Source organism: Flaviflexus sp., from assembly GCF_041440645.1.
Lineage (GTDB): Bacteria > Actinomycetota > Actinomycetes > Actinomycetales > Actinomycetaceae > Flaviflexus.
The window spans coordinates 1-24,367 of the sequence record NZ_JASDVN010000058.1 but is presented as its reverse complement, the minus strand read 5'-3'; the positions used below and the strand labels follow the sequence as shown (position 1 = coordinate 24,367).

The following is a 24,367-nucleotide window of genomic DNA, read 5'->3' as shown; positions in this document are numbered from 1 at the left end:
CCCGGCACTCTCATGACGTGGAATTTGTCAGCGCGTGGTGCTTACTGGTTCTGAGGAGGCTGGTTCGGCTGCCAACCGCCCTGGTCCTGGCTGGACTGTCCGCCCTGCCCGGACTGCGGGTCGCCGAATCCGGGCTGGTTCTGCTGAGCCTGCGGATGATTTTGCTGTCCCTGAGCGGGGTACTGGCCCTGCTGAGGTGCGGCCTGACCGGGAGCCTGTCCGGGCTGGCCGGGGTACGGAGCGTTCTGGGTGAGGCGCATCTGCTCTTCACGGAGGACATTCTCGAAGGGGCGAGCGTTGATGTAGAAGAGTACGCCGCCGACTGTGCCAGCGATGAAGGTGATCAGTAGCAGCCACACACCGAAGCCCCATCCAGCGTCAGCGCCGAAGGAACTCAGCATGCTGAGTTGCTCACTTAGTGTCTCACCGTCTTCGGTGTTGAAGACGAACATGGTGAGGAGAACCGTGACGATGCCAATGACGCCGCCGCCGATCGAGGTGAGACCCGCACGGTTCATCTGACCCACGGTGGGCTTGAGGTAGGAGGTCAGAGTGCCGAGGAAGAGGAATAGCACGGCGACAATGTAGAGCACACCTGCGAAGGTGCGGCCACCGTTGAAGGCGATTCCGAAGAAGGACTCAGATTCACTCTGGCCTGCGTAGCTGGCCTGAATGAAGGGAAGGGCGGCAGCGATGAGTGCAACAACTGCAGCCACGACCGTGACGATCATTCCGGGCAAGAGCTTGCTACGAAGCAGATGCGAGTTGGGCTGTTGGGGATTCTGGTGCTGGAAACCTGGTGCTGTATTCATAGGACCAAAGTACCTTGGCGAAACCTGAGAACAGGTGATTTATCCGGGGTAACGCTCCCCATCCACTCCCCGCCCCAAAAGGTGTCAATCAGAACAAAGGTTCACCGCGCGCTAGCGAGTAACAATCATCCATTCCCTCACGCAGAGAGTCGGGCCCCTAACGCGGGGCCGACTCCAGTAGTTTGTGGGCTATGCCTGAGGCGGCTGGGACTGTTACCACCCACCGGGTTCCTGCGGCGACTGGCCCGTGTGTCCGGACTGAGGGTTGTACTGGCCGGGCTGGTTTTGCTGTCCCTGGCCCGGGAACTGGCCCTGCTGGGGCGAGTACTGACCAGGCTGGTCATGCTGTCCACCAAACTGACCTGGCTGACCTGCGTAGTGACCTGGCTGTCCCTGCTGGTACTGGCCCTGCTGGCCTTGAAACTGGCCTTGCTGAGGTTGGAATTGACCCGGCTGACCCTGGCAGGGGGCATTCGGAACAATGCCGAACTTCATGGCACAAAGCGCGTAATCAATGGGACGAGCGCTGCCAAAGAACAGGACACCGCCGACCATGCCCGCAACCAGAGCAATGAAGGTGAGCCAGAGTCCAATGCCGAAGCTCGCGACCCCGGGCTGAAATTCGTTAATGGCGCTGGTCGTGCTACTCGGCGTCATTCCCGTATTGTCCTTGAGCACGAAAATCAGCAGAAATCACGCAGAGAAGGCCCACTGTGGCGCCGGCGATAGAAGCAATGCCAGCCCAGGTAGCCCAGCCTGTGGTCAGCTTGAAGTAGGCGATGACAGGTGCGATACCAAAGACGAGAATCGAGAGAATGAGAAGGATGCCGACAAGCGTGCCCATGGTGCCGAGAGCATCGTCAAAAGCCATACCGAAGGTCGAGAACGGGTCGCCCTGGCCCATGTATTCGGCCTGTATAGCAGGGAGTGCGGCGCCAATGATGGCAAGAAGGGCCGCGGCACCAGCCGTGATCATTCCCGGAAGAAGCTAAGTTCGAAGTTGCTGAATTGATGGCTGGTATTGGTTTTGATAAGGATTGAAGCCTTGCGCTGTACTTATACGAGTAACTTACCTTAAAGAAACCTGGGAAATGATGATCTGTTCGGGGTAAAGCTGGCCATTGTCCGCCAAAATCATCGTCACAACCCTCTCAGCTCCAGATTTCCCCGTCCGCGTTCGACCCTGCGCCAACCGATGAGATGATATCGGTGTCGGTTGGGAAGTATGTCGGGGCTGACACCGTTGACGCCTCATCAGATGGGTGCTGAAGCAATGGATGTAACGTCAAGCATTCCGTGTTGATACAAGCATCCAACGCTACTGTGAAGACTGACCGGTCTGGTTGGTCTCCTCGCCCTGTGAATCATCCTGGGACTGCTGATCCTGTTGAACGTGGTCCAGTGGAGGCTGAGGTGGCTGCGCAGTTGACTGATCTTGCGTCGGAGCATGCTGACCTGGCTGTGCCGGGTGCGGGACCGGTTGCGCGGGGTACATGCTCTGTTTCGCGGAATACGGGCCCGGCTGCTGGTACTGAGCATGTGGGCCGAATGCTATGTAGCCCGCTTGCTGTTCGAAGTCGCGAAGTGCGCTATCGAAGGGACGCGAATTCATGAAAAATAAGACACCGCCAACAATTCCGGCAATGAATGCAATGATCGTGAACCACGTGCCGACGCCCCAGCTGGCCACACCTGGCATCTGACTATTGGAGTAACTGATCGAGCTGCTGACGGAGGTGCCGGTCTCATCGGTCACCACAAACATCAAGACGATCATGAAGAGCAAGCCAAGGCCGCCAGCAACAATCGCGGCAATGCCTGCTCGGACCGTCCACCCTGGGGTTGGCTTCAAGAATGCAACGAGCGGCGCGGCCCCCATGATCACAATTGTTGGGATTAGCATGATGCCGACTAGCGTTGCCAGGAAGCCGAAGGACCCATCGAAGGCCATCCCAAAAGTCGAAACCGTAACAAACGTGAAATCGACGAACGGTAACGCCGTTCCCATGAAGGCAAGGATACCTGCAATGCCGGCGGTGATCACCCCGGGCAAGAGCTTGCCTCGCAACTGATAGATCGCGGGTGGCTGAGGCTGTTGATGTGCGTTGAATCCGGGTGGTGCGTTCATATGCCAACGTTACAGGTGATATGCACGAGAAATGTACGAATTGATGAGGACCTGTTTAGCTCTCTGTCAGGTGCGTTGTGCTCGTGACCTGTGAGTTTGATTCAAGATGTCTTCTAAGAGATTGAAGAGGCCTACTAAGAGTCAGGCAAACGGACTGGGCTTGACGACAACCACTGGCACGCGTGCACACCCTCTCATCTCCCACCGCCTGTGAGGAAAACGTCGATGCCCCGATAGTTTGTCCTACCGGGGCATCGACGCTCAAACTTACCAGGCTTGGGATGAACTGAGAACCTATCGGCCTGGAAATACAGACACGAGCTTCTCAACGAAGTTCGCCGTGCCCTCCCAGTCCTCCACTGCCACCGTCTTGCAACCCAGTGCGACGACCGGGTAGTCGTTGCCACCCGGATCGAGACGATCTCCAACGAAGATCATGTCGTCAAATGCCACACCGGTGTACTCAGACAGCCTCGTGATACCGAAAGCCTTGTCAACACCGGATGCGGTGATGTCTATCGAGGTGGAGCCACCGGAACGAACCTCAAGCTCGGGAAGGTCGTCAGCAACCGCGTCACGCAGTGCTACCTTCTTGGAACCGTCGGGGTCCCAAGCGCGCTTGGCTTCAATCGGCGCCGACTGCCCGAGGGCGGAGAAAGTGATCTGGGAGCCGCGATCTTCGATCACGTCGCCCCAGGTCTCTGTCTCCCAGAGTCCGAGCTCCTCCGCATGCTCCTTGAGGGATGCAATGGCGGAGTCACGCTCTTCTTCTGACAGGTCGTGCGCGTAGATGGTGATCCAGTTACCTTCCTGGAAACGCAGGTAGCGGGTTCCGCAGGTGGGCATGAGGTGGAGGTGTTCGAGAGCCTCGTGGTCTGCCTCGAGGTGATCCAGGACCTGTCGTTCAAACTGAGCGATGTTTCCTCCCGAAATGATGCACACGTCCGCACATCTCAGGAGCTTCACCAACGCGTCCGCCATTCGCTTCGGAATGGGCGACTTGGAGGGCGCGAGGGTGTCGTCTAGATCAAAGGCAACGAGTCTGTAGTGTGAGCTCAATTGGAGTTCGAGTCAGCTTTCTTGTCTTGTTCGCCGAAGTATTCCAGCGAAATGCGAAGCACGCCGAGCAACACCAGGCCAAAAGCAACTCGGAAGACGAACTGGATGATGGCGGCGATGATGCCCATTGCGCCCGGACCGTAGTCCGCAGCCAGGAGTGCGATGAGATCAAAGAGAGCGTATCCGGCAAAGATGCCAAATGCAACAATGCCAAGGAGCATCACGTTCTTGAGCAGGGACGATGTTGCCCTGGTTGCGAAGTTTGTCGAAAAGAGTGCGCCGAAGCCGCCGGTCTGCTGAGGACCAAAGGCGGGCTGACCATAGCTCTGCTGCTGGCCGTAGCCGGGCTGGGGAGCAGAGTATGCCGAAGGAGCGTAGCCCTCCTGCGGGTTCTGGTTCTGCTGGAAATTATTGTTCTGACCGAAGTTCTGACCCTGAGGGCCACCGGGCTGTTGCGACATGACTACTTCCTTTCACATGTGATTTAGAGCGTACCGGAAAAACCGAAACATCTCGTTTTATCTCCACATTGTTCCGGAAGTAGCGCCAATCCTTGAAAGTACCCGTTGGGTAGAGGTCTCCACACAGCATTCTTGGAAGGCTCGAGATCGCGTGGGAACGGTAGCCACCATGTGAGAAATGAGGGAAAGGAAGTCCTGAGCTTTCACGATCCTGAAACGATGAATGAACCAACAAGTTTTGTGAAAGGACATGGATTTGATCCTCACCAGCCACGCTGGATCGCTCCCCCGCACCGAGCGACTCATTGAAGCTAACCAGGCCGATCTCGGCATCAAGGACCCCGAGGTCTACGCCAGTATTCTTGCCGACGAGGTCGCTGTCGTTGTTGAGAGGCAGCGCGCCACCGGTATCGACATCGTCAATGACGGTGAGTACGGAAAGTTCATGTCGAAGTCCGTTGACTACGGCGCATGGTGGTCGTACTCATATGCCCGCACCAGCGGGCTCGAGATCGTTGAGGGTGACGACTCGTGGCTGACCAAAGAACACCAGTCCACCCCGGACGATGTTCAGCTCTCTGGCTTCGCACACCGCCGCGACATGGCACGCTTCCCCAACGCCTACTTCGGCCCCGACGCCACCGTCGCCATGGGCAGTTCGATCGATGTTCAGCCGACCGCGACCGGCCCGCTCAGCTACATCGGCCAGGATGCCGTGAGCGCCGATGCCACCAACCTCGTTGCCGCACTGCAGAAGAACGGCCGCGACGCCAACACCGGCTTCATCACCGCGATCGCACCCGGCTCCGCCTCCCGTATCTCCAACGCCTACTACGACACCGAAGAGGACTTCATCAAGGCATGGGTCCCGGTGCTTCGCGAAGAGTACAAGGCGATTCTTGACGCCGGTCTGCTCCTCCAGATCGACGACCCGTCGCTCGCCGAGTCCTACGACCAGATCACTCCCGAGATCGACCCGAAGGACTACGTTCGATTCATCCGCACCCGTGTTGATGCCGTGAACGAGGCTCTCGAGGGCCTGGACCGCTCCCGCGTTCGCTACCACCTGTGCTGGGGCTCCTGGCACGGCCCGCACACGACCGACATCGAGTTCGAGAACATCGCGGATGCCATGCTCGACATCGATGTTGCGCAGTACTCGTTCGAGGCCGGCAACGTCCGCCACGAGCACGAGTGGCGCGTGTGGGAGAACCGCGACCTCGGCGGCCGCAAGATCCTCCCCGGTGTCGTCTCGCACGCAACCAACGTTGTTGAGCACCCCCAGCTCGTTGCCGATCGCCTCATCCGCTTTGCCGATCTCGTTGGCTCCGACAACGTCATCGCATCCTCCGACTGTGGCTTCGGCGGCCGCATCCACCCGGACATTGCCTGGGCGAAGCTCGACACTCTCGTCAAGGGCGCAGCGCTCGCCAACGAGCAACTCTCCTAAAGCGAAAAACAAACAGATAAGAGCTCAGTGGTTGTGGGTCTGAGCAGTTCCGTTAGACCCTCAATCCTTTCGCTCATGACCCAACTCGTCCGTGGTTTTATGTGTGGTTCGTGAGCGGCTTCTTCCGATGGTCCCCACCAGTACACTGGTGGGGACCATCTATGTAAAGGAGCATCATGCCAACACCCCACATCAACGCCCCCGACGGTTCGATCGCGTCCGCGGTCATCATGCCCGGGGATCCGCGCCGCGCTGAGCGCATCGCCAATCTCTTGATGCCGGACGCGGAGAAGGTCTCGGACGTTCGCGGCATCGGCGCCTACACCGGCGAGTACAACGGCAAGCCACTGTCGGTCATGGCCTCTGGCATGGGCCAGCCCTCACTCTCGATCTACGCGACTGAGCTGTTCCAGTTCTACGGCGTCAAGCGCATCATCCGCGTGGGTACCTGTGGCGGCATGTCCGACAAGGTCAAGATCGGTGAAGTCGTGGTCGCCATGAGCGCCCACACCGACACGAACCTGACCAATCTCGTTGATGGCATCAAGTACGCTCCCACGGCGTCGTGGAATCTGCTTGCCGCTGCGGTTGGTGCCGCGACGGAGGACCAGAAGGTTCACGTCGGTCCCGTGGTGTCCCGCGACGCCTTCTACGGTAACGATCCGGCTGGTGTGAAGAAGCTGGCTGAGCTAGGTACTCTCGGTGTTGAGATGGAGACCGCTGCGCTCTACACCCTTGCGGCAGTGCACGGGGCTGAGGCTCTCACGGTCCTGACCGTCTCGGACCACCTCTTTGATTCGTCCTCGGACATGTCACCTGAGGATCGCGAGTCACGCTTCCAGGATGCTCTCAAGCTGGCGGTAGCTGCGGCGCATTCCTGACGTACCGCGCACGTTCGAGGACTTCGGATACGGCCTCTGCCTGACTCTGGTTGAGATGGGCGGAGGCCTCATCCATGTTCCGATAACGCAGAGCCAGACTCTGGTCAGCTACAGCCGCTCCCCTGTTGGTCAGTCGCAGTTCATCGTCGACAACAACAGCGAGTTCCTTGCCCTGCAGTGAGGCTCCGATGGCGTTCGTTGCCTCGGTGACAAGTCCCAGTTCTTCCGACAGATCGTCAATGATCGTGTAGCCGGCATGCACGGCCTGGAGGACGATGCGTTCGGAGCGATTGAGATCCAGCGTCTCTTCGACAAGGGTGTCAATCCTGCGATCGATCTCCCGGACCCTATCGATGTGATCCAGCAACTCAACAGAGAGCGAAAGGCTGTACGTCGTTTCCGGACGTACAATGTCTAGTACAGCCCGGCGTGGATCGGGATCAGATTTTTCTTTCTCCATTCCTCCATTAAAACCCACGAGGCTGGCAAAACCCTCAAGGGATCATGGACGAGCCGTTACCAACTCGATAGCTAAAGGAGAGCGTGTTGAGCAGCCTAAGCCAAACCGTCGAGGAGTACCTCAAGTACATCTGGTCCGCCACCGAATGGTCATCGACCCCGGTCACAACAACCCGGCTTGCAAAGGATATGGGCCTCTCCCCCTCGACCGTGTCCGAAACGGTGACCCGTCTCGTTCGGGACGGGCTGGTTGAGCACAAGAAGTACCGCTCGATTCGGCTCACGCCCGAGGGCAGGCAGCACGCCATCGCCACCGTCAGGGCCCATCGGCTCATGGAGACCTTCCTGCACGACAAGCTCGGATACTCATGGGACGAGGTCTACGACGAGGCGGACGCTCTGGAGCACTCCGTGTCGACCCGCTTCATTGACGCCATCGATGATCTGCTTGGCAACCCGGCCTTCGATCCGCACGGCGACCCGATCCCTGCCCGGGACGGCAGCATCGTCGATCACGAAGCAATCCCGCTTTCCAAGGCCCCAAATGGCAGATACGTGGTGATGCGAGTGGATGATGCTGACCCCGAGATTCTCCGCCAATCCTCCGAGCTGGGTCTGCGGCCCGGTCGTGACATCACGGTAGCAGATGACAGCATGACCGTGGGTGACGCACGGATTCCGAAGGCACCTCTGGAGAACAACGTGTGGCTCTCGCATGATCAGCACCATACGGAAGACTAGGAACAGCTCGCACTATACTTTTTAGTAGTCGTTTGAAAGGTACCTCCACCCATGATGTCCCGCGTGCTCCTGTTCTACTGCTTCACCCCGCTTCCCGATCCGGAGGCGATCAGGCTGTGGCAGCGCGACCTGTGCGAGAAGCTTGGTTTGCGCGGCAGGATTCTCGTGTCCGAGCACGGCATCAACGCCACCATTGGCGGTGAGCTCAAGGCCTGCAAACAGTACGTCAAGACGCTGCGGTCTTACCCAGCTTTTAAGCACATCGACACGAAATGGTCCGAGGGCACGGGACTCGACGAGAACGGCATGTCCCGCGACTTCCCCCGCCTGTCCGTCAAGGCACGTCCCGAGATCGTCTCCTTCGGCGTTCCCGAGGAACTTGAAGTGGACGAGAATGGCGTTGTTGGCGGAGGCACCCACGTGCGACCGAACGAGGTCGAGGACCTCATCGCGAAGCATCCCGACCTCGTGTTCTTCGATGGCAGGAACAAGGTCGAGGCGGAAATCGGCCGATTCGATGGCGCGATCGTTCCCGACACCGAGACCACCCACGACTTCGTTAAGCTCCTCGATGCTGGCGTGTACGACCACCTGAAAGACACCCCGATCCTCACGTACTGCACCGGCGGAATCCGCTGTGAGGTTCTGTCGGCGCTCATGGTGCGACGCGGCTTCACCAAGGTGTACCAGCTTCTCGGTGGCATCGTCCGCTACGGCGAGGAGTTCGGCAACGAGGGCCGCTGGAAGGGCTCCCTCACGGTGTTCGATGATCGCGAGACCATCAAGTTCGGACCCAACACCGCCATCATCGGCGTCTGCCACAACTGCGGCAAGCCCGCCGAAGAGCTCCACAACTGCGGCGACGCTTCGTGCGTGACCCGCCTCGTCACCTGCACGGAATGCGCCGAGAAGCCCGTGTTCTGCAAGGAGCACCTGAGCGTCGCGGTCTGACAAGAGGACCGGTCCTCAAGCACTGATCCACATCTTTTTAAACAAAAGGGTGAATCCACCACGTGGCAGGTTCACCTGTCTCTGGGAAGAAGCTCGCCGATTCACAACGCTGGCTACGTCGAACCCGTCATGACAACTTGCGCAACAACGTCATAGTAACGAGACGCCACACCATCCCAAGATGCCTCAGGGATGCCTGACTGCTGCTCGCCAGATGACGTGGAGGAATGAGCTGTCATTGGAGACGGTATCGAGAAGGGCAGGCGCAAACCTTTCGGCTTGCACCCGCCCTTGCTTGTCAGAACTGACGATCGGTTCCGATCACGTTACTTGTGGTGGCGTCGCTTCATCGACTTAGCGGCCGACATGGGGCCCTCGATTGCGTTCTTCGAGAAGTCGGAGATGTCGCCAACGATGAGGTTGTGGTTCTGTCCCCACAGAATGTACTTCATGCCGAGGTTCACCATGGAGGAGAGTCGGTTGCGTCCGCCCATGAGGGTGGCGATATGGACGACGTTCCACATCATCCAGGCAGGGAAGCCCTTCATATCCGGAAGCTTCGTCACCTCTGCAACAGCGTCTGCACGTCCGATGGTGGCCATGAAACCAAGATCGGTGTACTTGAACGGGCCCGGGTCGCCACCGTGAACGAGTCCGTGGATGACCTTCGCAACGTGCGAACCGGTCTGCTTAGCCGGCTGTGCGAGCTGAGGAAGAACATCGTCGTTGATTGCTGCGACGTCGCCGACGGCAAAGACGTTGCCGAGATCATTGACGCGCAGGCGATCGGAGACAGGGATACGTCCGCCACGAACCTGGGGCACGTTCCAGTCGGCTACAGCCTTCGGAACGGTCACGCCGGAGGCCCAGAGAACGGCAGCCGCAGGAACCCAGTCCTCGGTACCGTCTTCACCCATGGACTTGAGGATGACGCCATCGGGCTTGACTTCCTTGACCGACTTCGAGAGCACGACGTTGACACCGCGCTTGCGGAGCTCCTCTTCCGTGTATGCGGAGGAACCTTCACTGAAAGGGCCGAGAACCTTGTCCGCCATGTCGACCAGCATGATCTCGACCGTGTCGGGCGCGAGCTCGGGGTAGACAACGGGAAGGTCCTTCTGCTTCATCTCAGCAAGGGCGCCAGCAGTCTCAACGCCGGTGGGGCCGCCACCAACGATGAGGAAGCGGATCTTCTCACCGCGACGCTTGGTCGCAGCATCGAGGAGGCCGTTAACGCGGTCGCGCACGTCGATCGCTTCCTGGCGAGTGTAAAGCGGAAGTGCATGCTCCTGCGCCCCGGGGATACCGAAGTAGTTAGCAGACACACCGGTCGCGATGATGAGGTAGTCGTAGTCAACAACATGACCATCATCGAGCGTCAGGGTCTGAGCCTTGTGGTCCATGGACTCGACGTTGCCGAGCTTGACTCGGAGGTTCTTCTGACCGCGCGAAAGAGCGCGCAGGAAGTAGGTGACATCGCCGGGGTTCAGCGTGGAGGTAGCAACCTGGTACAGCAGAGGCTGGAAGGTTGAGTACGGGTTACGGTCAATCAAAGTGACACGTACGTTGGTCTTGCGCAAGCCACGAGCGGCAGCAATTCCAGCAAACCCACCACCGACGATAACGACGTGGGGTACGGATGGAGAATCAACGTTCATGGGCACAACGCTAATCGGTGGACTGGGTAATGAACAGGCTCTACAGCTGGGATTCGCACCACCATTACCTAGGACCTTCGCCCTAGATAAATCAATTCCGCGAAAAATCAACAAAAATCGGGAATTCATCAAGTTCCGATGATGTTTTTTCAGGGCTTAATGCGAGAAAGAACACTGCTGGTCAGAGGCTCAGGAGGAGTGTCGGGCAGTAAATATTCACGGTTCAACATGCGTCAGGCAAAGATTTCGTCCCGACTTGGCACCGGCATCGAGCAAGAATTCATGCGCATTTTTCACTTTGAAGTACCCCTACAGCCGCCCCACCAGGACAAATCGGACTTACGCCTAGGAACTGAACGGTGGTGCGGGACACGAGCTACGAATCGGCAAGGTCGCGGATGGCGACAGGGTCGAGAATCCTCGTCCACCGCCTGCCAGATTCGATGAGACCGTCGGCCTTCCACTTGCTCATGACGCGGGAAACGGACTCGGGAGTCGAGCCGGTCATGGCTGCCAGATCGGTCCTTGAAAGCGGCACATCGATGAGGATGCCACCCCTGTCGCGGCGACCGGCCTTGGACATCAGCATGAGCAGAACGCCCGCCAAACGATTCGGCACGGGCTGCCCGCCGGAGGTTTCGCTGGTCCGCGAGCGCGCGAGCTTGCCCGCGAGGTCATCGACGACATTGAGGGCAACGGATGGGTAGGTCATCATGATCTGCCTGAAACGGTCAGCATCGATCCGTAGTGCGCACGTGGTTTGGAGGGTGACAACGGAGTCGGTGTAGGAGCGTTCGCCAAGTTGCGGGAGAACGCCAACGAGATCGCCGGCGACTGCGATGTCGACGATCCGGGTCGATCCCTCAACAGTCACCTTTTCGACCTTGGTGCGTCCCTGGGCGATAACGTGCAGAGCGTCCGCAGAATCGCCCTCCACCTGGATGTATTCTCCCTCGTGCCACGCGTGCGAGGTGATGCCCTTGCTGAGCTCCGCGATCTCAGCTGGGCTTAGGTCTTTGAACCAGCGCACGACGTGGAGGACCTTCAGCCGAGTTTCTTCGGAGCATTCGTGAATCTCGCCCACAGAGCGCGTAATCGGTGACCGTGCCACAACGACCCCTTTCGTCAAACCCATCGACTGGTTTTATTCTAGTGAAATGTCGTGAAATATTCTGTCGCCTGAGTCATCATCTGGGCCGGACTTTGCCGTTAATTGATCCCCATCATGGTTGACCTGCTCGCGTGCGCCAACAATGAGAAGTGTTCAAGCAACTACGGCTCGGATCCACATCCGGGAAAGGAATGTCATCATGACGTCCACACTTCTTCGCGCCGAGGGTTTCTCCTGCCCCTCGTGTGTAGACAAGCTCGAAAAGGCCCTCTCAAAGGTCTCGGGTGTCGAGAAGGCAACAGTCCAGTTCTCCACGGGCAAGATCCAGATCCAGCACGAGGATTCAATCGATCCGCAGATGTTGGCCGACACCGTCACTCAGAACGGTTACCCTGCCAAGGTTGCAGCCTTCTAGGCTCCAGGTAGCGGTACAGACGCTGCCAAGAGATCCCCGGTTCCTCTGAGACGTCCAGGGCGGGCAAATTGCCAGGACAGATGTCAAGAAGGTGACGAGGAACTTGCTGAAGGGTGGGTGGTGCCCAACGAGCGCCACCCACCCTTCCTATTGAATGCCACTAACCGTGTTCACCGATTGCGTCCGTGTTCACCGATTGTATCCGCCTTTTGCGAGGGTGAGGATCTAAGCATCTACGGCCTCTTGCTCATTGCTCGGTCGCAGAGTGCATCCGCAATCTCCACGACACCCTCGAGCTTGCCGCGAGCGGAAAACCCATTACCTTCGATCCCAAAGGGCGCGCCACCAGCACCGAGGATCGCGCCGGTCAGGCTGGCGATGATGCCGCTGGCACCACCGAGCTGCGCCGCCGTGCAAATGCCCCGCAAAGGCTCGTTCCGGTAGTAGTCAGCCAACACAAAGGCGGCTGGGACGGCCTCATTCATTGCGGCGGACAGTCCGACTGTCCTCGTGAGGTAACTGGACAACTCCATGGGTCTGAGATTCTCAGCACCGTCGAGCCCCTCGAGGGTACGGGCCACAACGTTGGCGCCGGGCATATACCTTCCCAGTGGTTCCATCTGTGCGACGTCTGCGATCGCCTCCTCAATAGCGTCTCGGACACTAAACCCGTTGACTGTTCCTCGTATTGTTTGCACCACGAGTGCTATGCCGGTCCAGTTCTGTGTCGTGCCACCAGTCAGCTCGTTCAGCTCAGTAATCGCGGCACGCAGAGTGCGATCTTGCGAGGGCCGAGAGAAAGCCACGCCAATGGCTACGGCGATGACCGCGGCCTCAGCAGATGACTGCATGGCGGTGGTGCTGTGCTCGGGTCGCTTCGTGCCGCTTTCGATGAGGATTCGACTGTAGTCGGTCAGAAACCCACTCTCCCCCACCGCTACGTGTTCCTTATCCCGCTCCAGGGCCTCTTGGACCAGGGAAGCAGTAATAATCCCACCATGTGTCAAGAGATGAGAACCAAGAAAATGCAACTTACTAGAGCGTAGGAGTGGCGGGTGCTTTGAGCTATCGCCTGCTCGTTCCAGCACGAGTTGCTCGCTGATCATGCCGTATGTCGACACGACCTCCTCGGCGCTCATTCCATCTGTCAATGAGCCAAGGCAGTCTCCAAGAACAAACCCTTCGAATGCTCCACGGGAACGATCACGTACGGAACCCATTGCTTTTCACTCCACTTCTTCCAACTACCTGCAACCTAACAGTTGCCGCGAGCACGCTCGGAGCATCTCTTTGCCATCGGAGTGTCACCTGAAGTTTCCGCAATCCACCTCCGAAATCCGGAGCACAGATTACAACCTCCGCGGAGGACGGTTTCTGTTCACCCACAGGCCTTGTTCGGCCGGTTTCCCAAGCATCAGAAGGAATTAATGAGCCAACTTTGCTGAGCTGTTGGCTACATCACACAGGTTTCCTTAATCTAATTCCAAGCAACGAGTGCATCACGACCTGGAGGGCCACATGAGAGCTACAGCTCGTCAGCTATCTAGAACATTCATCTTGGCAGCCATGCTGTTGGCCGGCTGCTCCAATTCCGCGCCCGCTGACGAGAACGCGAGCGAGACACCGCGTGCCACCGAGACCTCTGTCGACAGTACCGACAACAGCACCGAATCTGACTCGCCTGCCACATCCGAGGAGGCAACGACCACTGAGGATGTCGAGAGCGAGTTTCCAGTTCCCACCAGCGACGCAACGGATCATGACGAGCCCACTGATGATGGTTCCGAGGCACCCACCTGCACCGAGGGAATCAGCCACGATGAGGTCCTTGCTCAGTACGTAGCCGGGAACCCAACGTCATCGCAGGGCTACGAATGGGGCCCTGATTACGCCGAGAACAACTGTGATCCGTGTGCTGAATTATCGTGGATAACTCTCCCAATCGATCGCGGTACCGCCTCCTCCCCCTATCGCATCGTTCTCTACCATCGGGGCGAGTTCCTTGGTCGAGCCACCTTCGAGGATTACGGCTTCTACCCCCAGGTGGTGAGGCTCGGACCTGAGCGGATCCAGGTGACCTACACCTACACGCTCGAAGGAGAGGCCACGGCCACAGCGTCCGGTCGGGCGGTCTCGACCTTCACGTGGGATGAGGGGAGCCAGTCGATTGTTCACAGGGGCGACGTTCCTCCCAACCAGTGAGTCACGAGTCACTGAGGGGATGATGGGCATAGGCTCACATCCCCTCGTGAATGTGCAATTATTGTGACTGGCGTTTTCGCCTACGGCAGTGGGGCCTGCCGTTCCCAACCTCGGTTCTCCCGACAACGGTCCCTACCTCATCTGCTGATTGAAGAGAGAAGGTAGGTTAGTGTCTTCACACCACCCCAGCGCGACCCATGGTCGAAGCATTCATGACAGTTCCCGCACCACGTCCCTGTCGCTACTGGCCCGCTGGTTCTATCAAGCCATCCTGGTCTTCCTCGGCGGCGTTCTCGGCACTGCCAGCCGCGAAGCGCTCACGCTTGCGCTTCCGGAGTCCACCCCGTCGCTATCTCTCCTTGGGATCAACGTGTTGGGTGCTCTGCTACTGGGTTTACTTCTGGAATCTATTCAGATCTTTGGCCGGGGCAGACAGAACTGGCAGCGCAGACGGCTCGTCTTCGGAACCGGGTTCCTTGGTTGCTTCACCACGTACAGCGCCTTTGCTACCGCCAATGCCGAGCTCATCGATCATTCGAGGGTGGAGATGGCGGTGCTGTACGGCATAAGCACTCTCATCCTGGGTCTCGTTGCCGCCACCATCGGAATGATCGTTCCTCACCTGTTCGCTAACAAGAGGAGCAAGGCATGAGCCCACTTCTCTTTGTCACTTTGTCGGTCGCGGGCGGTCTCGGCGGTGTCACCCGCTTCAGTGTTGATCAGGCGATCAAGGCGAAACTTGGTCAAGCGTTCCCGTGGAGCACATTCACTATCAACGTGACCGGATCTTTTCTCCTTGGATTACTCACCGGCCTCGTGCTGACCGAGATCGCGTCCCCTTCCTTACAACTCGTACTCGGCACCGGATTCCTTGGCGGCTACACAACGTTCTCCACCGCCAGCCACGAAACCGTCACCCTGATGAGAGAACGCAAGTACACCAGGGCCCTGACCTACAGCCTCGGTACGCTCATCGTATCGACTGCCGCCGCGCTCTTGGGTCTCATGTTGGTATAGCGTGCGCAACGGGCTCCCAGGCGCAGACCCGGAGCATTCCCTGTTTCATCCACCTAGGCTGGCCCTGTCAACTCAAATGAGTCAGGTCATTCTTCGCTATCTCATCAAGCAGCTTCCGGTACTTCAATGAATGCTCGAAGTTCTGGAGACACAGCTTCCAACGCGGCCCTATGAGCACTTTCAGCCGTTCGAGCGCTGAGGACCGTTTCCGCTATCCCTCGACATTCCTTGATCGAATGTTGCCCAATGAAATAGCGAACAACATCGAGCGATGGTGGCGCCATCGACAGACTCTGCGCACCCAAACCGACCAGAACGATCGCCATGAGTGGATCCCCAGCAGACTCACCACAGACCCCAACGGGCTTACGCTGCGCGATACCTGCCTCGGCAATGCTCTTGATGAGCCGAAGCACGCCCGGCTGCCAGGGTGACAACAGGTGCTGAAGCCTCGTGTCGAGCCGATCAGCCGCCATCGTGTACTGGGCAAGATCATTGGTACCGATCGAGACGAAATCGACTTCTGCAAGAATCTCGTTCGCGAGAAGCGCCGCGCTCGGAATCTCCACCATCACCCCGGCCTTTGTCACCCCTGCCTCTCGTGCCCTCGCATAGAAGTCGCGAGCTTCATCAACAGTTGCGATCATGGGTGCCATGGCCCAGAGTTCGCCCGAACCACTTTGGTGGGCTGCTTGGGAGACTCCCTGAAGCTGAGTGCGAAGGACCTCCGGAACAACATCGTTGAGCCGATTTCCTCGAAGACCCAAAGCCGGATTTTCTTCCTGTTCTGCCAGCACGTAAGGAACCGGCTTGTCCGTACCAGCATCCAAGGTCCTGATCACAACGTGACCGTTCGGGAAAGCTTGGGCCGCCTTTGCGTACTGCTCGACCTGCTCCTCGAGCGTTGGCGATGTCATCCTATTGAGAAAGAACATCTCGGTCCTGAAGAGGCCCACGCCTTCTGGGTGGCCAATGCCTGGGTCAAGATCCGTCGCGTTCCCGATGTTTGCATTGAGACTCACATAGTAGCCATCGCTGGTTCTTCCTGGGCCGGTCATGCTCGCCAGTCGCTCCTCTTGGAGCGCATACGTCCTCTCGAATTCCAGGTCGGTCTCCGATGGTTCCCATATGACACGCGAGTGTGAAAGGTCGACCTGTACGACAACTCCGTGATTCATGCCCGCCACACCGCGGACTTGGACAAGGCATGGGATACCAAGTTGCTTTGCAACGATCGCCGTATGACCGGTCACTCCGCCTTCCTCCAGGACAATTGCGACAACATTGTCAATATCAAGATCTGATGTTTGTGCAACCGAAAGATCATGTGCCACAAGGACGTAAGGATCACTGGGCATCACCACTGCCGGCTGGCCCAGGAGGAGCGTGAGAATCTGCTCCCGGAGTCCATGGATGTCAGAGACTCGCTCCGCCATGTATCCGCCAAGATTTGCGAATCTCTCTGCCACCGTCGAGAAGCAGCCATAGACCGCCGTCACGACTCCAGTTCCGCTATCGATCTGCGCCTTGATGTCTTTGAGAAGTGCCCGATCTTTGAGTATCGAAGCCGAAATCTTGAGCACTTCAGCAAGCTCACCGTCCGCGCTCGCCGCCTTGTCGTTCAGCTTCGAAGATTGCGATGCGAAGAGCTCCTGCACCTGCTCAATGGTCTCTTCAGGGTTGATTGACGCGGGTTCGTTTTCCGGTGGGGCGAGCGGCTTACCAAGGAAGAATGACGGCGCCGAGACCACACCTCGCCCTACGCTTTGCCCGACAAGGACCTGACGGTTCACGACTGCTCCCCTCCTATGATTCAGTGGATGTCAGGACAGCACTGAGATCCTGTAGAAGTTGGACTGCGAGTGGATTGTCGGCGTCGGTCTGGCAGCGTACCGTCACCGTCTCCCCCTGGACGACCCCGAGTCCCATGATGGACAGGATGCTCTCAGCATCGACGGGCTCCTCTCCGAGGCGACCTATCTCGACATCAAATGGTGCAGCGGAGGCAAGTTCCATAACCTGTCCAGCTGGCCTTGCATGAAGGCCGGTTGGTGTCGTGACATGAATGGTTTGCTCAAACATGGGCTTCCTTCCAGAAGATCTTGTTAATAAAAAAGACCTAGTCGCACCGTTTTCGCGGTATCGACTAGGTCTTGCGTGACTCTAACGTGTCTTCGATGAACACGTTGGTCAGTAACAATCCTGAGATGAGAACAGGATCATTGATCTGAAACGGGAAGTCAAGTCATGCTCACTGGCAATCCTCGTATACTCACGTCCGAGAAAACTTCCGACCTCGAAGTTTGTGTACTTTCTGGAAAAGTGTGCTTATACTCTGCTCAGCAGATCATCTTGAACTGCCACAAATTTGCTTCAGGGATTGTGACTTCATAGGCAAGACCCAAGGCTCGGTTACTGGTGTGCCGATTGCCTGGTCTTGCCTTTCGTGGTTTTGGCCAGCGTCGGCTGTTCGTCGAGGAGGACGGAATGGCCAAAACATACGAAAAACTTGCCGAGGATTTGGTTGCCGGCGTCGGCGGCGCAAGCAACATCCAAGGTGTCACTCACTGCGCAACGCGCTTGCGCTTTCGACTGAAGGACTCATCTCTCGCCGACAAGGAAGCGGTCAAGGAGAATCCTGAGGTTCTAGGAGTTCTCGAGAGCGGTGGGCAGTTCCAGCTCATCATCGGAACCCATGTTGGCGATGTCTTTGCGGACGTCATCAAGGTCCCTAGCGTCTCGGAGGACGGTCCCCTGCATTCCACTTCCGGTGAGTCAGAAGGTAAAAAGCCGACGGTGGTCGACCGGGTTCTGGCTTCTATCTCTGCTATCTTCACGCCCTACATTCCTGTCCTTGCCTCTGTCGGCATCATCAAGGGATTGCTCGCCATCATTGTCGATATCGGCTGGCTTGCGGATACCTCAAACACGTACGCGATTCTCAACGCCACGGGCAATGCGATGCTGTACTTCTTCCCGGTACTACTCGCATTCACTGCAGCAAAGACTTTCGGGGCGAACCCGTACATTGGCGCCACTATTGCTGCAGCTCTCATGGAGCCCAGTATCGCGGACATCAATGTCACCGGTGAATCCTTGGACTTCCTCGGCATTCCTTTCATCGGGCAGTCCTTCGCTTACACGGTTATCCCGATCATCATCGGCATGTGGGCGTTTTCGTACCTTGAGAAGAGCCTGAAGCGGATCCTGCCTCAGACCACGCAGCTTCTGCTAGTCCCGGTCTTCTCCCTTCTCATCATGGTTCCTGCCATGCTTCTGGTCTTCGGACCGGTTGGCTTCGCCATCGCTTCAGGCGTTGCAGAAGCATACGGCTGGCTCGTCCAGTACCCGCTAATTCTCTCGACCGTTTTTGGCGCGACCTTCGTCTTCATCATCATGATTGGCGCACATTGGCTCGTTACACCTATCCTCCTCTCGATTCTTGCAGAGCAGGGATACGAGTATGGCCTCGCGGCGGGCGGCATGGGCAACTACGCCATCCTCGGCGTCCTCTTCGCCGTCCTACTCACCACCCGCAATCCGGAGACCAAGGCCATCGCCGGTTCTGCCGCGTTCGTCAATGGCGTTGCTGGTATTACAGAACCCGGTATCTATGGCGTCATCATCAAGAACAAGCGCTACATCGTCTCCGTCTTCATCGGCGGCCTCGTTGGTGGCTTCGTCTGTGGCCTCTTCGACGTGTACGTCACGGCCTTTGCATTCTCCGGAATCCTCGGAGCCCCCGCGTTCATCGCTTCACCACGAGCGGTTCCGTACTTCATCGCTGTCGCGATCTCCATTGCCGTCGGATTCTTTACTGCCTACCTGCTGACAACCAGGCAGCGCCAGGAAGAAAAGCTCCTCGCGGCAAAGCGACTTGAAACGAACAGCGTCTCATCCACCTAGTTTGCCGGTGTGGGGCCACCATCTGATGAGGGCCCCACACCACGCTCGTCAACTGAAACTAGCTCGGGAACATCGACAAGGAGTCCAATGCGCTTCCCCAATCTTTTTAGCCCAATCAATATCAACGGAGTGGTGTCGAAGAACCGCATCGTTGCTCCACCCACGGGTGATTTCTTTGAAGACAAAGCGTTAGGCGGTGCAGGAATCGTCATTGCTGGCCATGCCATCGTCGAACCCGGACGGTCGAGCTTCGCCAGCCCCGACGAGCCGGATGCCTTCTCGAAGTATGAGGCTGAGGCGACCCGCCGCCGGATTCTGAAGATTCATCAGGCTGGAGCACGTGCCTCCATCGAGATCTTCCATGGTGGCCTCCACGCACGCGTCAAGGACTTCGCTCGCGGCCCGGTTAGTTTTGTCCGCGAGGATGGAACCGAAGTCCGTGGCATGACGAGGTCGGACATGGACGAGGTGCTCGAGCATTGGGCAAGGACTGCGTGGAATGCCAAGGATCTTGGCTTCGACATGCTTTTCCTCCACTTCGGCCACGGCTGGCTTCCTGCCCAGTTCCTTTCCCCACGCAACAACACCCGCACTGACGAGTACGGTGGCTCAATCGAGAACCGTGCACGCTTCCCACTCGAGATCCTCAAGGCGGTCAGAGAGGCCGTGGGCCCGGGCTTCCCAATCGACATGCGCATCAGTGCCTTCGAATGGATGGATAACTCCATCGAGTTCGAGGACGTTCTTCAGTTCATCAAGTGGGCTGAAAAGTACATTGATGCGGTGCAGATTTCGGCAGGTGTCGACATTGGCATTGAAGGCAACGTTCACCTCGCCACCACCAACTTCTCGCAGAGAATGCCGAACGCGCACTGGGCTGCGGAAGTGAAGAAGCATGTCAACATCAAGGTCGGAGTTGTCGGAGCTATCCTCAACCCCGACGACGCCGAGGAACTCATTGCCTCTGGTGCTGCCGACCTCGTCGCCCTCGGACGTGCCCTCATCGCGGATCCCAACTGGCCACGAAAGGCCCAGGAAGGACGAGAGGACGAGATCGTGCCCTGCATTCGGTGCCTGCAGTGCTACCACATCTCAACCAATCGCAGGCACGTTGGCTGTTCCGTTAACCCACGCTTCTGGAATGAGGAGTTCATCCCCAGGACCCCAAGCCCAACCTCGGCCAAGAAACGACTCGTCGTTGTTGGCGGCGGTCCAGCTGGAATCGTTGGTGCCATGACAGCGGCTGACCGTGGGCACGAGGTCATCCTTCTTGAAAAATCGAATGACCTGGGTGGTCAACTCCGGTGGATCGCCAAGGAGCACTACAAGGAGGACATCGCCGACTACTTCGCATACCTGTTGCGTGCAATTGACCGTTCCACGGTCGATGTGCGCCTCGGAGTCGATGCTACCCCGCAGCTGGTTTCAGAACTCGAGCCCGACGCCCTCATGCTGGCCATCGGCGCAACAGAGCTCGTTCCACCCATTCCGGGGCTGGATCTTCCGCACGTCTACCTCGCCAACGAATCCGTCGTCGACGACGTGGAACTCGGTGATCGAGTCGTCGTCATCGGCGCCGGACAGATCGGAACCGAGATGGCCCTCGAACTCGCCGAGCTTGAGAAAAAGAATGTTGTTGTGGTTGACCTGGCGGACAAGTTCGCAGGCAAGGGAAACGCCCTCTACCGTGAAGGACTGCGTCAAAAACTTGCCGCCACACCCAATCTCTCGTTCCACTTCAACTCTGTCTGCAAGGAGATCACGCCCGCGGGAGTACAGATCAAGGCACCCGAAGAGGACGTGTTCCTTGATTCGGACAACGTGATCCTCGCCGTCGGAATGCGTCCACTTCGGAACGAAGCTCAGGGTTTCTACGGCATCACCCCCGAGACGGTCATGGTCGGAGACTGCGTGACACCCAGGATCATCCAAGACGCAGTTTACGAAGCCTACTCATACGCCATCAATCTATAAAGGAAAATTCACTCATGAGCACGCTTGAGGTTCTTGCCCCCATCACCGGCAAGCTGATTCCCCTCGAATCAGTCAATGATGAAGTGTTTGCAACTGGCATCCTCGGGCAGGGAGTTGCCATCACGCCAGACAGCGACACGGTCGTCGCCCCTATCAGCGGGCAGATCGTCTCAGTTCTCCCACACGCCTACGGAATTCGGGCAGACGATGGCACTGAGCTTCTCCTCCACATTGGTCTCGAAACCGTGGAACTCGAAGGGAAACACTTCAAACCGCGCGTGACAGAGAAAGTTCCGGTCCAGGCGGGTGAGGAACTCACCGCTTTCAATCGGAAGAGGATTGCAAAAGCCGGTTACGACACGAGTGTCATTGTGGTCGTCACGAACTCGAAGGACTGCGCAAATATTGACACCGATGCCGCCACACAAGAAAGAACTGTCCAACTGAAGGATGTCATTATGAAGGTGACCAAATGAGTAGCTTCCTGGACATGAGTCCGCGTTTCAATAGCGACTTCCTGTGGGGCGCCTCCACGTCCGCCTATCAAGTTGAGGGTGGATGGGACGCGGATGGCAAGGGCCCCTCGGTCATCGACATGAGGGATTCGATCCCCGAAGGAACGGCAGACTTCACGGTCGCAGCCGACCACTACCATCGCTTCGAAGAGGACGTACAACTCTTTGCCGAGCTTGGCCTCAAGGCATACCGCTTCTCAATCGCTTGGACTCGCATCGTCCCCGACGGTGACGGCGAGATCAACGAGCAAGGTCTCGCACACTACGACAAGCTCATTGACGCTCTCGTTCGGGCCGGGATCACGCCCGTTGCAACACTGTTTCACTTTGACCTGCCGCACGCACTCAACCTCAAGGGTGGCTGGGCCAGCCGCTCAACAATCGATGCATTCGAACGATACGCCCGAATCGTCATTGAACGTTTCTCCGATCGTGTCCCCTACTGGCTGACGATCAATGAGCAAAACATGATGGTCATGATGGGTGACGTCCTCGGTACGAGCGACGACGGGGCGATGGCGCGCGCCTACCAGGAAAACCATCACATGTTCCTCGCTCAGGCTCGGGTCATGAAGGCGTGCCACGAGATTGCACCCAACGTGAAGATTGGACCCGCACCCAACATCGCCTGCGTTTATCCCGAGACACCCCATCCTCTCGACGTCCAGGCAGCAGAGTACTACTCAGCCCTTCGCAACTGGCTCTACTTGGACATGGCGACCCGCGGAACGTACCACTCCACCGCCTGGGGAATCATGGAGCGAAAGGGATGGCTACCTGAAGTTCAACCCGGCGACGGTGAGATCCTGGCCAATGCGAACCCGGACTTCATCGCCCTGAACTACTACGTCTCACACACGGTCCGCCGGCCACTTGCGGAAGATGGCGAGATGGAGGGCGCTGGCGATCAGCACATCGTGATCGGTGAACCAGGAGTGTACAAGGGAGTACCGAATTCGACCCTTCCAACCAACGACTTCGGTTGGGAAGTGGATCCCGTGGGATTTCGCACCACGCTCCGTCAGGTGTGGGAGCGCTACAATCTCCCGATCCTTGTGACCGAGAACGGCCTTGGCGCATTCGATGTCGTTGATGAGGACGGTCGAGTCCGAGACCCGTACCGGATCGACTACCTGGCCCAGCACATTGAGCAGATCGGGTTGGCGATCTCGGAGGGTGTGCAGATGATTGGGTATTGCCCCTGGTCCGCGATCGATCTCGTTTCCACGCATCAGGGCATCAAAAAGCGATATGGCTTCATCTATGTGGACCGCACGGAAGACGATCTTCGCAGTCTTAATCGCCTCAAGAAAGACAGCTTCTACTGGTACCAGCGTGTAATCGACACCAACGGAGCGGACCTGAGCTCGCTAATTGAGTCGTGATCGCCATGCAGATACTAAAAGTCTTTAACAATTCTGTTGTCTTGGCCGTTGACCACCACGACCAGGAGCTCGTGGTGCGCGGCAAGGGCATCGGTTTCCAGAAGAACCCTGGCGACCAAGTCGATCAAACGCTCATCGAACGCGCCTACTTCCCCACCGGTGCCGCGCCCGCGGAACGACTCGCACAACTACTCCAGGAGATCCCACCCAACATTCTTGAGGTAGTCGAGCAAATCATCGCCCACGCGAGAAAGAAGATCGACCCAAGCCTGCACGAGAGTATCTTCTTTCCCCTTGCCGACCACCTGAACTTCGCCATTCAGCGTTCCCAGCAAGGAGAATCCTTTGACTACCCATTGAAGTGGGAGATCGCCAGTCTTTACCCTCGTGAAGTGTCCTTTGCTCGGGAAGCCATGCACTTTGTCGAGCAGAAACTGGGCGTCCAGCTGCCCTCCTCGGAGGCGATGCCGCTCGCTCTTCACCTCGTCAATGGACAGCTTTCCTCACCGGAGATGACCACCGCTATGCGAGTCACAGACATCCTCGGTGAGAGCCTCGGTATCCTCTCCCGATCCTGCGGACATACGATCGACCCCGAGGACGAAGTAGCATCACGGTTCATCACACACCTTCGCTATCTCGTTGCGAGGCGGATGGATGGCAAGACTATTCCAGATATGGATGCCACCGTCGCCACTGCCCTGCGCGACTCAGCAGCAAACGAATACGCAGTTGCTCAAGAGATCGTGAGGATGATCGAAACCAAACTGAATCTCACCATCGGGCGAGGTGAGCTCATGTATCTCACAGTCCACGTTCTGAGAGTCTCGAGCTCGTTCAAGTCTGACCGATAGCGGATTCAAGCGAGCGGGCAAGGCCACAGCCCGCAACCAGTTGTGCCTCCGGTTGTACCCCCGCCGGAGGCACAACCAACTTGTCTCTTCAGGCACACTCCATCAACGCATGCCGGAATGAAGCCATGAGAACAGGTATCGATCGATCTCAGTTCTCTCAATCAGAACGGAAGCATCCGCTAATCGAGAGAAGCAATAAGCTCTTCGATTCGTGCCTTGATCTCGTCGCGGATGGGGCGGACTGCCACAATCCCCTGCCCAGCAGGATCATCAAGCTTCCAGTCCTCGTACCTCTGGGTGAGTCCTTTAGTGTGGTGTAAATTCCTGCGGGGTTGCCAGCAACGGTGATGGTGAAGATTGTTGGGAGTCATCGTGGGAGACTCAAATG

The 24,367-nt window shown here is 57.8% G+C and carries 25 protein-coding genes and 1 pseudogene; 13 read left to right on the top strand and 13 right to left on the bottom strand.

Annotation, left to right across the window (positions count from 1 at the left end):
* Positions 1-41: 41 nt before the first annotated feature.
* The 6 genes from QMB98_RS08755 to QMB98_RS08730 all read right to left on the bottom strand — a co-directional run bounded on the left by QMB98_RS08755 (position 42) and on the right by QMB98_RS08730 (position 4,460).
* Positions 42-812 (bottom strand): hypothetical protein, encoded by a 771-nt coding sequence (locus QMB98_RS08755; protein WP_371685343.1) that lies wholly within the window; start codon positions 810-812, stop codon positions 42-44.
* Between the two features lie 213 nt (positions 813-1,025).
* Positions 1,026-1,469: a hypothetical protein gene (locus QMB98_RS08750; protein WP_371685341.1), complete on the bottom strand. Its 444-nt coding sequence runs from the start codon at positions 1,467-1,469 to the stop codon at positions 1,026-1,028.
* Positions 1,456-1,788: a hypothetical protein gene (locus QMB98_RS08745; RefSeq protein ID WP_371685340.1), complete on the bottom strand. Its 333-nt coding sequence runs from the start codon at positions 1,786-1,788 to the stop codon at positions 1,456-1,458. The genes QMB98_RS08750 and QMB98_RS08745 overlap by 14 nt, the downstream gene beginning before the upstream one ends.
* Positions 1,789-2,130: 342 nt before the next feature.
* Complete coding sequence (locus QMB98_RS08740) at positions 2,131-2,856, bottom strand: hypothetical protein (protein ID WP_371685339.1); 726 nt, start codon at positions 2,854-2,856, stop codon at positions 2,131-2,133.
* A gap of 378 nt (positions 2,857-3,234) precedes the next feature.
* The gene (locus tag QMB98_RS08735; protein ID WP_371685338.1) at positions 3,235-3,999 is read right to left on the bottom strand and encodes an HAD-IIB family hydrolase; all 765 of its coding nucleotides are present in this window, start codon (positions 3,997-3,999) and stop codon (positions 3,235-3,237) included.
* Positions 3,996-4,460: a hypothetical protein gene (locus tag QMB98_RS08730; protein WP_371685336.1), complete on the bottom strand. Its 465-nt coding sequence runs from the start codon at positions 4,458-4,460 to the stop codon at positions 3,996-3,998. Before QMB98_RS08730 ends, QMB98_RS08735 begins: the two co-directional genes overlap by 4 nt.
* 250 nt (positions 4,461-4,710) lie before the next feature.
* Here QMB98_RS08730 and QMB98_RS08725 point away from each other — a divergent pair, with 250 nt between their 5' ends.
* Positions 4,711-5,910, top strand: a complete 1,200-nt coding sequence (locus tag QMB98_RS08725) for a cobalamin-independent methionine synthase II family protein (RefSeq protein ID WP_371685335.1) — start codon at positions 4,711-4,713, stop codon at positions 5,908-5,910.
* Between the two features lie 176 nt (positions 5,911-6,086).
* Positions 6,087-6,791 carry a DeoD-type purine-nucleoside phosphorylase gene (locus QMB98_RS08720; RefSeq protein ID WP_371685334.1) on the top strand — a complete coding sequence of 235 codons (705 nt, stop codon included), beginning with the start codon at positions 6,087-6,089 and terminating at the stop codon, positions 6,789-6,791.
* Here the strand turns inward: QMB98_RS08720 and QMB98_RS08715 are convergent.
* Positions 6,760-7,158, bottom strand: a complete 399-nt coding sequence (locus QMB98_RS08715; protein ID WP_371685333.1) for a hypothetical protein — start codon at positions 7,156-7,158, stop codon at positions 6,760-6,762. The genes QMB98_RS08720 and QMB98_RS08715 overlap by 32 nt on opposite strands.
* A gap of 179 nt (positions 7,159-7,337) precedes the next feature.
* On the opposite strand from QMB98_RS08715, the gene QMB98_RS08710 reads away from it, so the two are divergent.
* Positions 7,338-7,991: a metal-dependent transcriptional regulator gene (locus QMB98_RS08710; protein WP_371685332.1), complete on the top strand. Its 654-nt coding sequence runs from the start codon at positions 7,338-7,340 to the stop codon at positions 7,989-7,991.
* A gap of 51 nt (positions 7,992-8,042) precedes the next feature.
* Complete coding sequence (locus QMB98_RS08705) at positions 8,043-8,942, top strand: rhodanese-related sulfurtransferase (RefSeq protein WP_371685331.1); 900 nt, start codon at positions 8,043-8,045, stop codon at positions 8,940-8,942.
* Between the two features lie 326 nt (positions 8,943-9,268).
* Here QMB98_RS08705 and QMB98_RS08700 read toward each other — a convergent pair whose 3' ends face one another.
* On the bottom strand, positions 9,269-10,600 hold the full coding sequence (locus QMB98_RS08700) for an NAD(P)/FAD-dependent oxidoreductase (RefSeq protein WP_371685330.1): 1,332 nt from the start codon (positions 10,598-10,600) through the stop codon (positions 9,269-9,271).
* A gap of 376 nt (positions 10,601-10,976) precedes the next feature.
* Entirely contained in the window at positions 10,977-11,711 is a 735-nt protein-coding gene (locus QMB98_RS08695) for a Crp/Fnr family transcriptional regulator (protein ID WP_371685329.1), read from the bottom strand.
* Between the two features lie 199 nt (positions 11,712-11,910).
* Here QMB98_RS08695 and QMB98_RS08690 point away from each other — a divergent pair, with 199 nt between their 5' ends.
* Positions 11,911-12,126, top strand: a complete 216-nt coding sequence (locus tag QMB98_RS08690) for a heavy-metal-associated domain-containing protein (RefSeq protein ID WP_371685328.1) — start codon at positions 11,911-11,913, stop codon at positions 12,124-12,126.
* A 233-nt stretch (positions 12,127-12,359) separates the two neighbouring features.
* Here the strand turns inward: QMB98_RS08690 and QMB98_RS08685 are convergent, their stop codons facing one another.
* The gene (locus QMB98_RS08685; RefSeq protein WP_371685327.1) at positions 12,360-13,346 is read right to left on the bottom strand and encodes an ADP-ribosylglycohydrolase family protein; all 987 of its coding nucleotides are present in this window, start codon (positions 13,344-13,346) and stop codon (positions 12,360-12,362) included.
* A 298-nt stretch (positions 13,347-13,644) separates the two neighbouring features.
* On the opposite strand from QMB98_RS08685, the gene QMB98_RS08680 reads away from it, so the two are divergent.
* From QMB98_RS08680 to crcB, 3 genes are all read left to right on the top strand, one after another.
* Complete coding sequence (locus QMB98_RS08680) at positions 13,645-14,328, top strand: LppP/LprE family lipoprotein (RefSeq protein WP_371685326.1); 684 nt, start codon at positions 13,645-13,647, stop codon at positions 14,326-14,328.
* A 169-nt stretch (positions 14,329-14,497) separates the two neighbouring features.
* The gene (locus QMB98_RS08675) at positions 14,498-14,980 is read left to right on the top strand and encodes a CrcB family protein (protein ID WP_371685325.1); all 483 of its coding nucleotides are present in this window, start codon (positions 14,498-14,500) and stop codon (positions 14,978-14,980) included.
* Complete coding sequence (gene crcB, locus QMB98_RS08670) at positions 14,977-15,345, top strand: fluoride efflux transporter CrcB (protein ID WP_371685324.1); 369 nt, start codon at positions 14,977-14,979, stop codon at positions 15,343-15,345. The genes QMB98_RS08675 and crcB overlap by 4 nt, the downstream gene beginning before the upstream one ends.
* A 104-nt stretch (positions 15,346-15,449) precedes the next feature.
* Here the strand turns inward: crcB and ptsP are convergent, their stop codons facing one another.
* Both ptsP and QMB98_RS08660 read right to left on the bottom strand, forming a co-directional pair.
* Positions 15,450-17,138, bottom strand: coding sequence for a phosphoenolpyruvate--protein phosphotransferase (ptsP, locus tag QMB98_RS08665; RefSeq protein WP_371685323.1), 1,689 nt, complete (start codon positions 17,136-17,138; stop codon positions 15,450-15,452).
* A 13-nt stretch (positions 17,139-17,151) separates the two neighbouring features.
* Entirely contained in the window at positions 17,152-17,427 is a 276-nt protein-coding gene (locus QMB98_RS08660; protein WP_371685322.1) for an HPr family phosphocarrier protein, read from the bottom strand.
* 405 nt (positions 17,428-17,832) lie between these two features.
* Here QMB98_RS08660 and QMB98_RS08655 point away from each other — a divergent pair, with 405 nt between their 5' ends.
* The 5 genes from QMB98_RS08655 (at position 17,833) to QMB98_RS08635 (ending at position 23,979) form a co-directional block, all read left to right on the top strand.
* Entirely contained in the window at positions 17,833-19,251 is a 1,419-nt protein-coding gene (locus tag QMB98_RS08655; RefSeq protein ID WP_371685321.1) for a PTS transporter subunit EIIC, read from the top strand.
* 87 nt (positions 19,252-19,338) lie between these two features.
* Positions 19,339-21,225 carry an FAD-dependent oxidoreductase gene (locus QMB98_RS08650; RefSeq protein WP_371685320.1) on the top strand — a complete coding sequence of 629 codons (1,887 nt, stop codon included), beginning with the start codon at positions 19,339-19,341 and terminating at the stop codon, positions 21,223-21,225.
* 14 nt (positions 21,226-21,239) lie between these two features.
* Positions 21,240-21,701 (top strand): PTS glucose transporter subunit IIA, encoded by a 462-nt coding sequence (locus QMB98_RS08645; RefSeq protein ID WP_371685319.1) that lies wholly within the window; start codon positions 21,240-21,242, stop codon positions 21,699-21,701.
* The gene (locus QMB98_RS08640) at positions 21,698-23,125 is read left to right on the top strand and encodes a glycoside hydrolase family 1 protein (RefSeq protein WP_371685318.1); all 1,428 of its coding nucleotides are present in this window, start codon (positions 21,698-21,700) and stop codon (positions 23,123-23,125) included. The genes QMB98_RS08645 and QMB98_RS08640 overlap by 4 nt, the downstream gene beginning before the upstream one ends.
* Positions 23,126-23,130: 5 nt before the next feature.
* Positions 23,131-23,979: a PRD domain-containing protein gene (locus tag QMB98_RS08635; RefSeq protein ID WP_371685317.1), complete on the top strand. Its 849-nt coding sequence runs from the start codon at positions 23,131-23,133 to the stop codon at positions 23,977-23,979.
* A gap of 179 nt (positions 23,980-24,158) precedes the next feature.
* Here the strand turns inward: QMB98_RS08635 and QMB98_RS08630 are convergent.
* Positions 24,159-24,367 (bottom strand): annotated as a pseudogene (locus tag QMB98_RS08630) (hypothetical protein); the annotation flags it as partial.

Coding starts and splice junctions, on each gene's coding strand:
- QMB98_RS08755 (WP_371685343.1), bottom strand. CDS start 812: ATGAATACAGCACCAGGTTTCCAGCACCAGAATCCCCAACAGCCCAAC.
- QMB98_RS08750 (WP_371685341.1), bottom strand. CDS start 1,469: ATGACGCCGAGTAGCACGACCAGCGCCATTAACGAATTTCAGCCCGGG.
- QMB98_RS08745 (WP_371685340.1), bottom strand. CDS start 1,788: ATGATCACGGCTGGTGCCGCGGCCCTTCTTGCCATCATTGGCGCCGCA.
- QMB98_RS08730 (WP_371685336.1), bottom strand. CDS start 4,460: ATGTCGCAACAGCCCGGTGGCCCTCAGGGTCAGAACTTCGGTCAGAAC.
- QMB98_RS08725 (WP_371685335.1), top strand. CDS start 4,711: ATGGATTTGATCCTCACCAGCCACGCTGGATCGCTCCCCCGCACCGAG.
- QMB98_RS08720 (WP_371685334.1), top strand. CDS start 6,087: ATGCCAACACCCCACATCAACGCCCCCGACGGTTCGATCGCGTCCGCG.
- QMB98_RS08705 (WP_371685331.1), top strand. CDS start 8,043: ATGATGTCCCGCGTGCTCCTGTTCTACTGCTTCACCCCGCTTCCCGAT.
- QMB98_RS08700 (WP_371685330.1), bottom strand. CDS start 10,600: ATGAACGTTGATTCTCCATCCGTACCCCACGTCGTTATCGTCGGTGGT.
- QMB98_RS08690 (WP_371685328.1), top strand. CDS start 11,911: ATGACGTCCACACTTCTTCGCGCCGAGGGTTTCTCCTGCCCCTCGTGT.
- QMB98_RS08685 (WP_371685327.1), bottom strand. CDS start 13,346: ATGGGTTCCGTACGTGATCGTTCCCGTGGAGCATTCGAAGGGTTTGTT.
- QMB98_RS08680 (WP_371685326.1), top strand. CDS start 13,645: ATGAGAGCTACAGCTCGTCAGCTATCTAGAACATTCATCTTGGCAGCC.
- crcB (WP_371685324.1), top strand. CDS start 14,977: ATGAGCCCACTTCTCTTTGTCACTTTGTCGGTCGCGGGCGGTCTCGGC.
- QMB98_RS08660 (WP_371685322.1), bottom strand. CDS start 17,427: ATGTTTGAGCAAACCATTCATGTCACGACACCAACCGGCCTTCATGCA.
- QMB98_RS08655 (WP_371685321.1), top strand. CDS start 17,833: ATGGCCAAAACATACGAAAAACTTGCCGAGGATTTGGTTGCCGGCGTC.
- QMB98_RS08650 (WP_371685320.1), top strand. CDS start 19,339: ATGCGCTTCCCCAATCTTTTTAGCCCAATCAATATCAACGGAGTGGTG.
- QMB98_RS08645 (WP_371685319.1), top strand. CDS start 21,240: ATGAGCACGCTTGAGGTTCTTGCCCCCATCACCGGCAAGCTGATTCCC.
- QMB98_RS08640 (WP_371685318.1), top strand. CDS start 21,698: ATGAGTAGCTTCCTGGACATGAGTCCGCGTTTCAATAGCGACTTCCTG.
- QMB98_RS08635 (WP_371685317.1), top strand. CDS start 23,131: ATGCAGATACTAAAAGTCTTTAACAATTCTGTTGTCTTGGCCGTTGAC.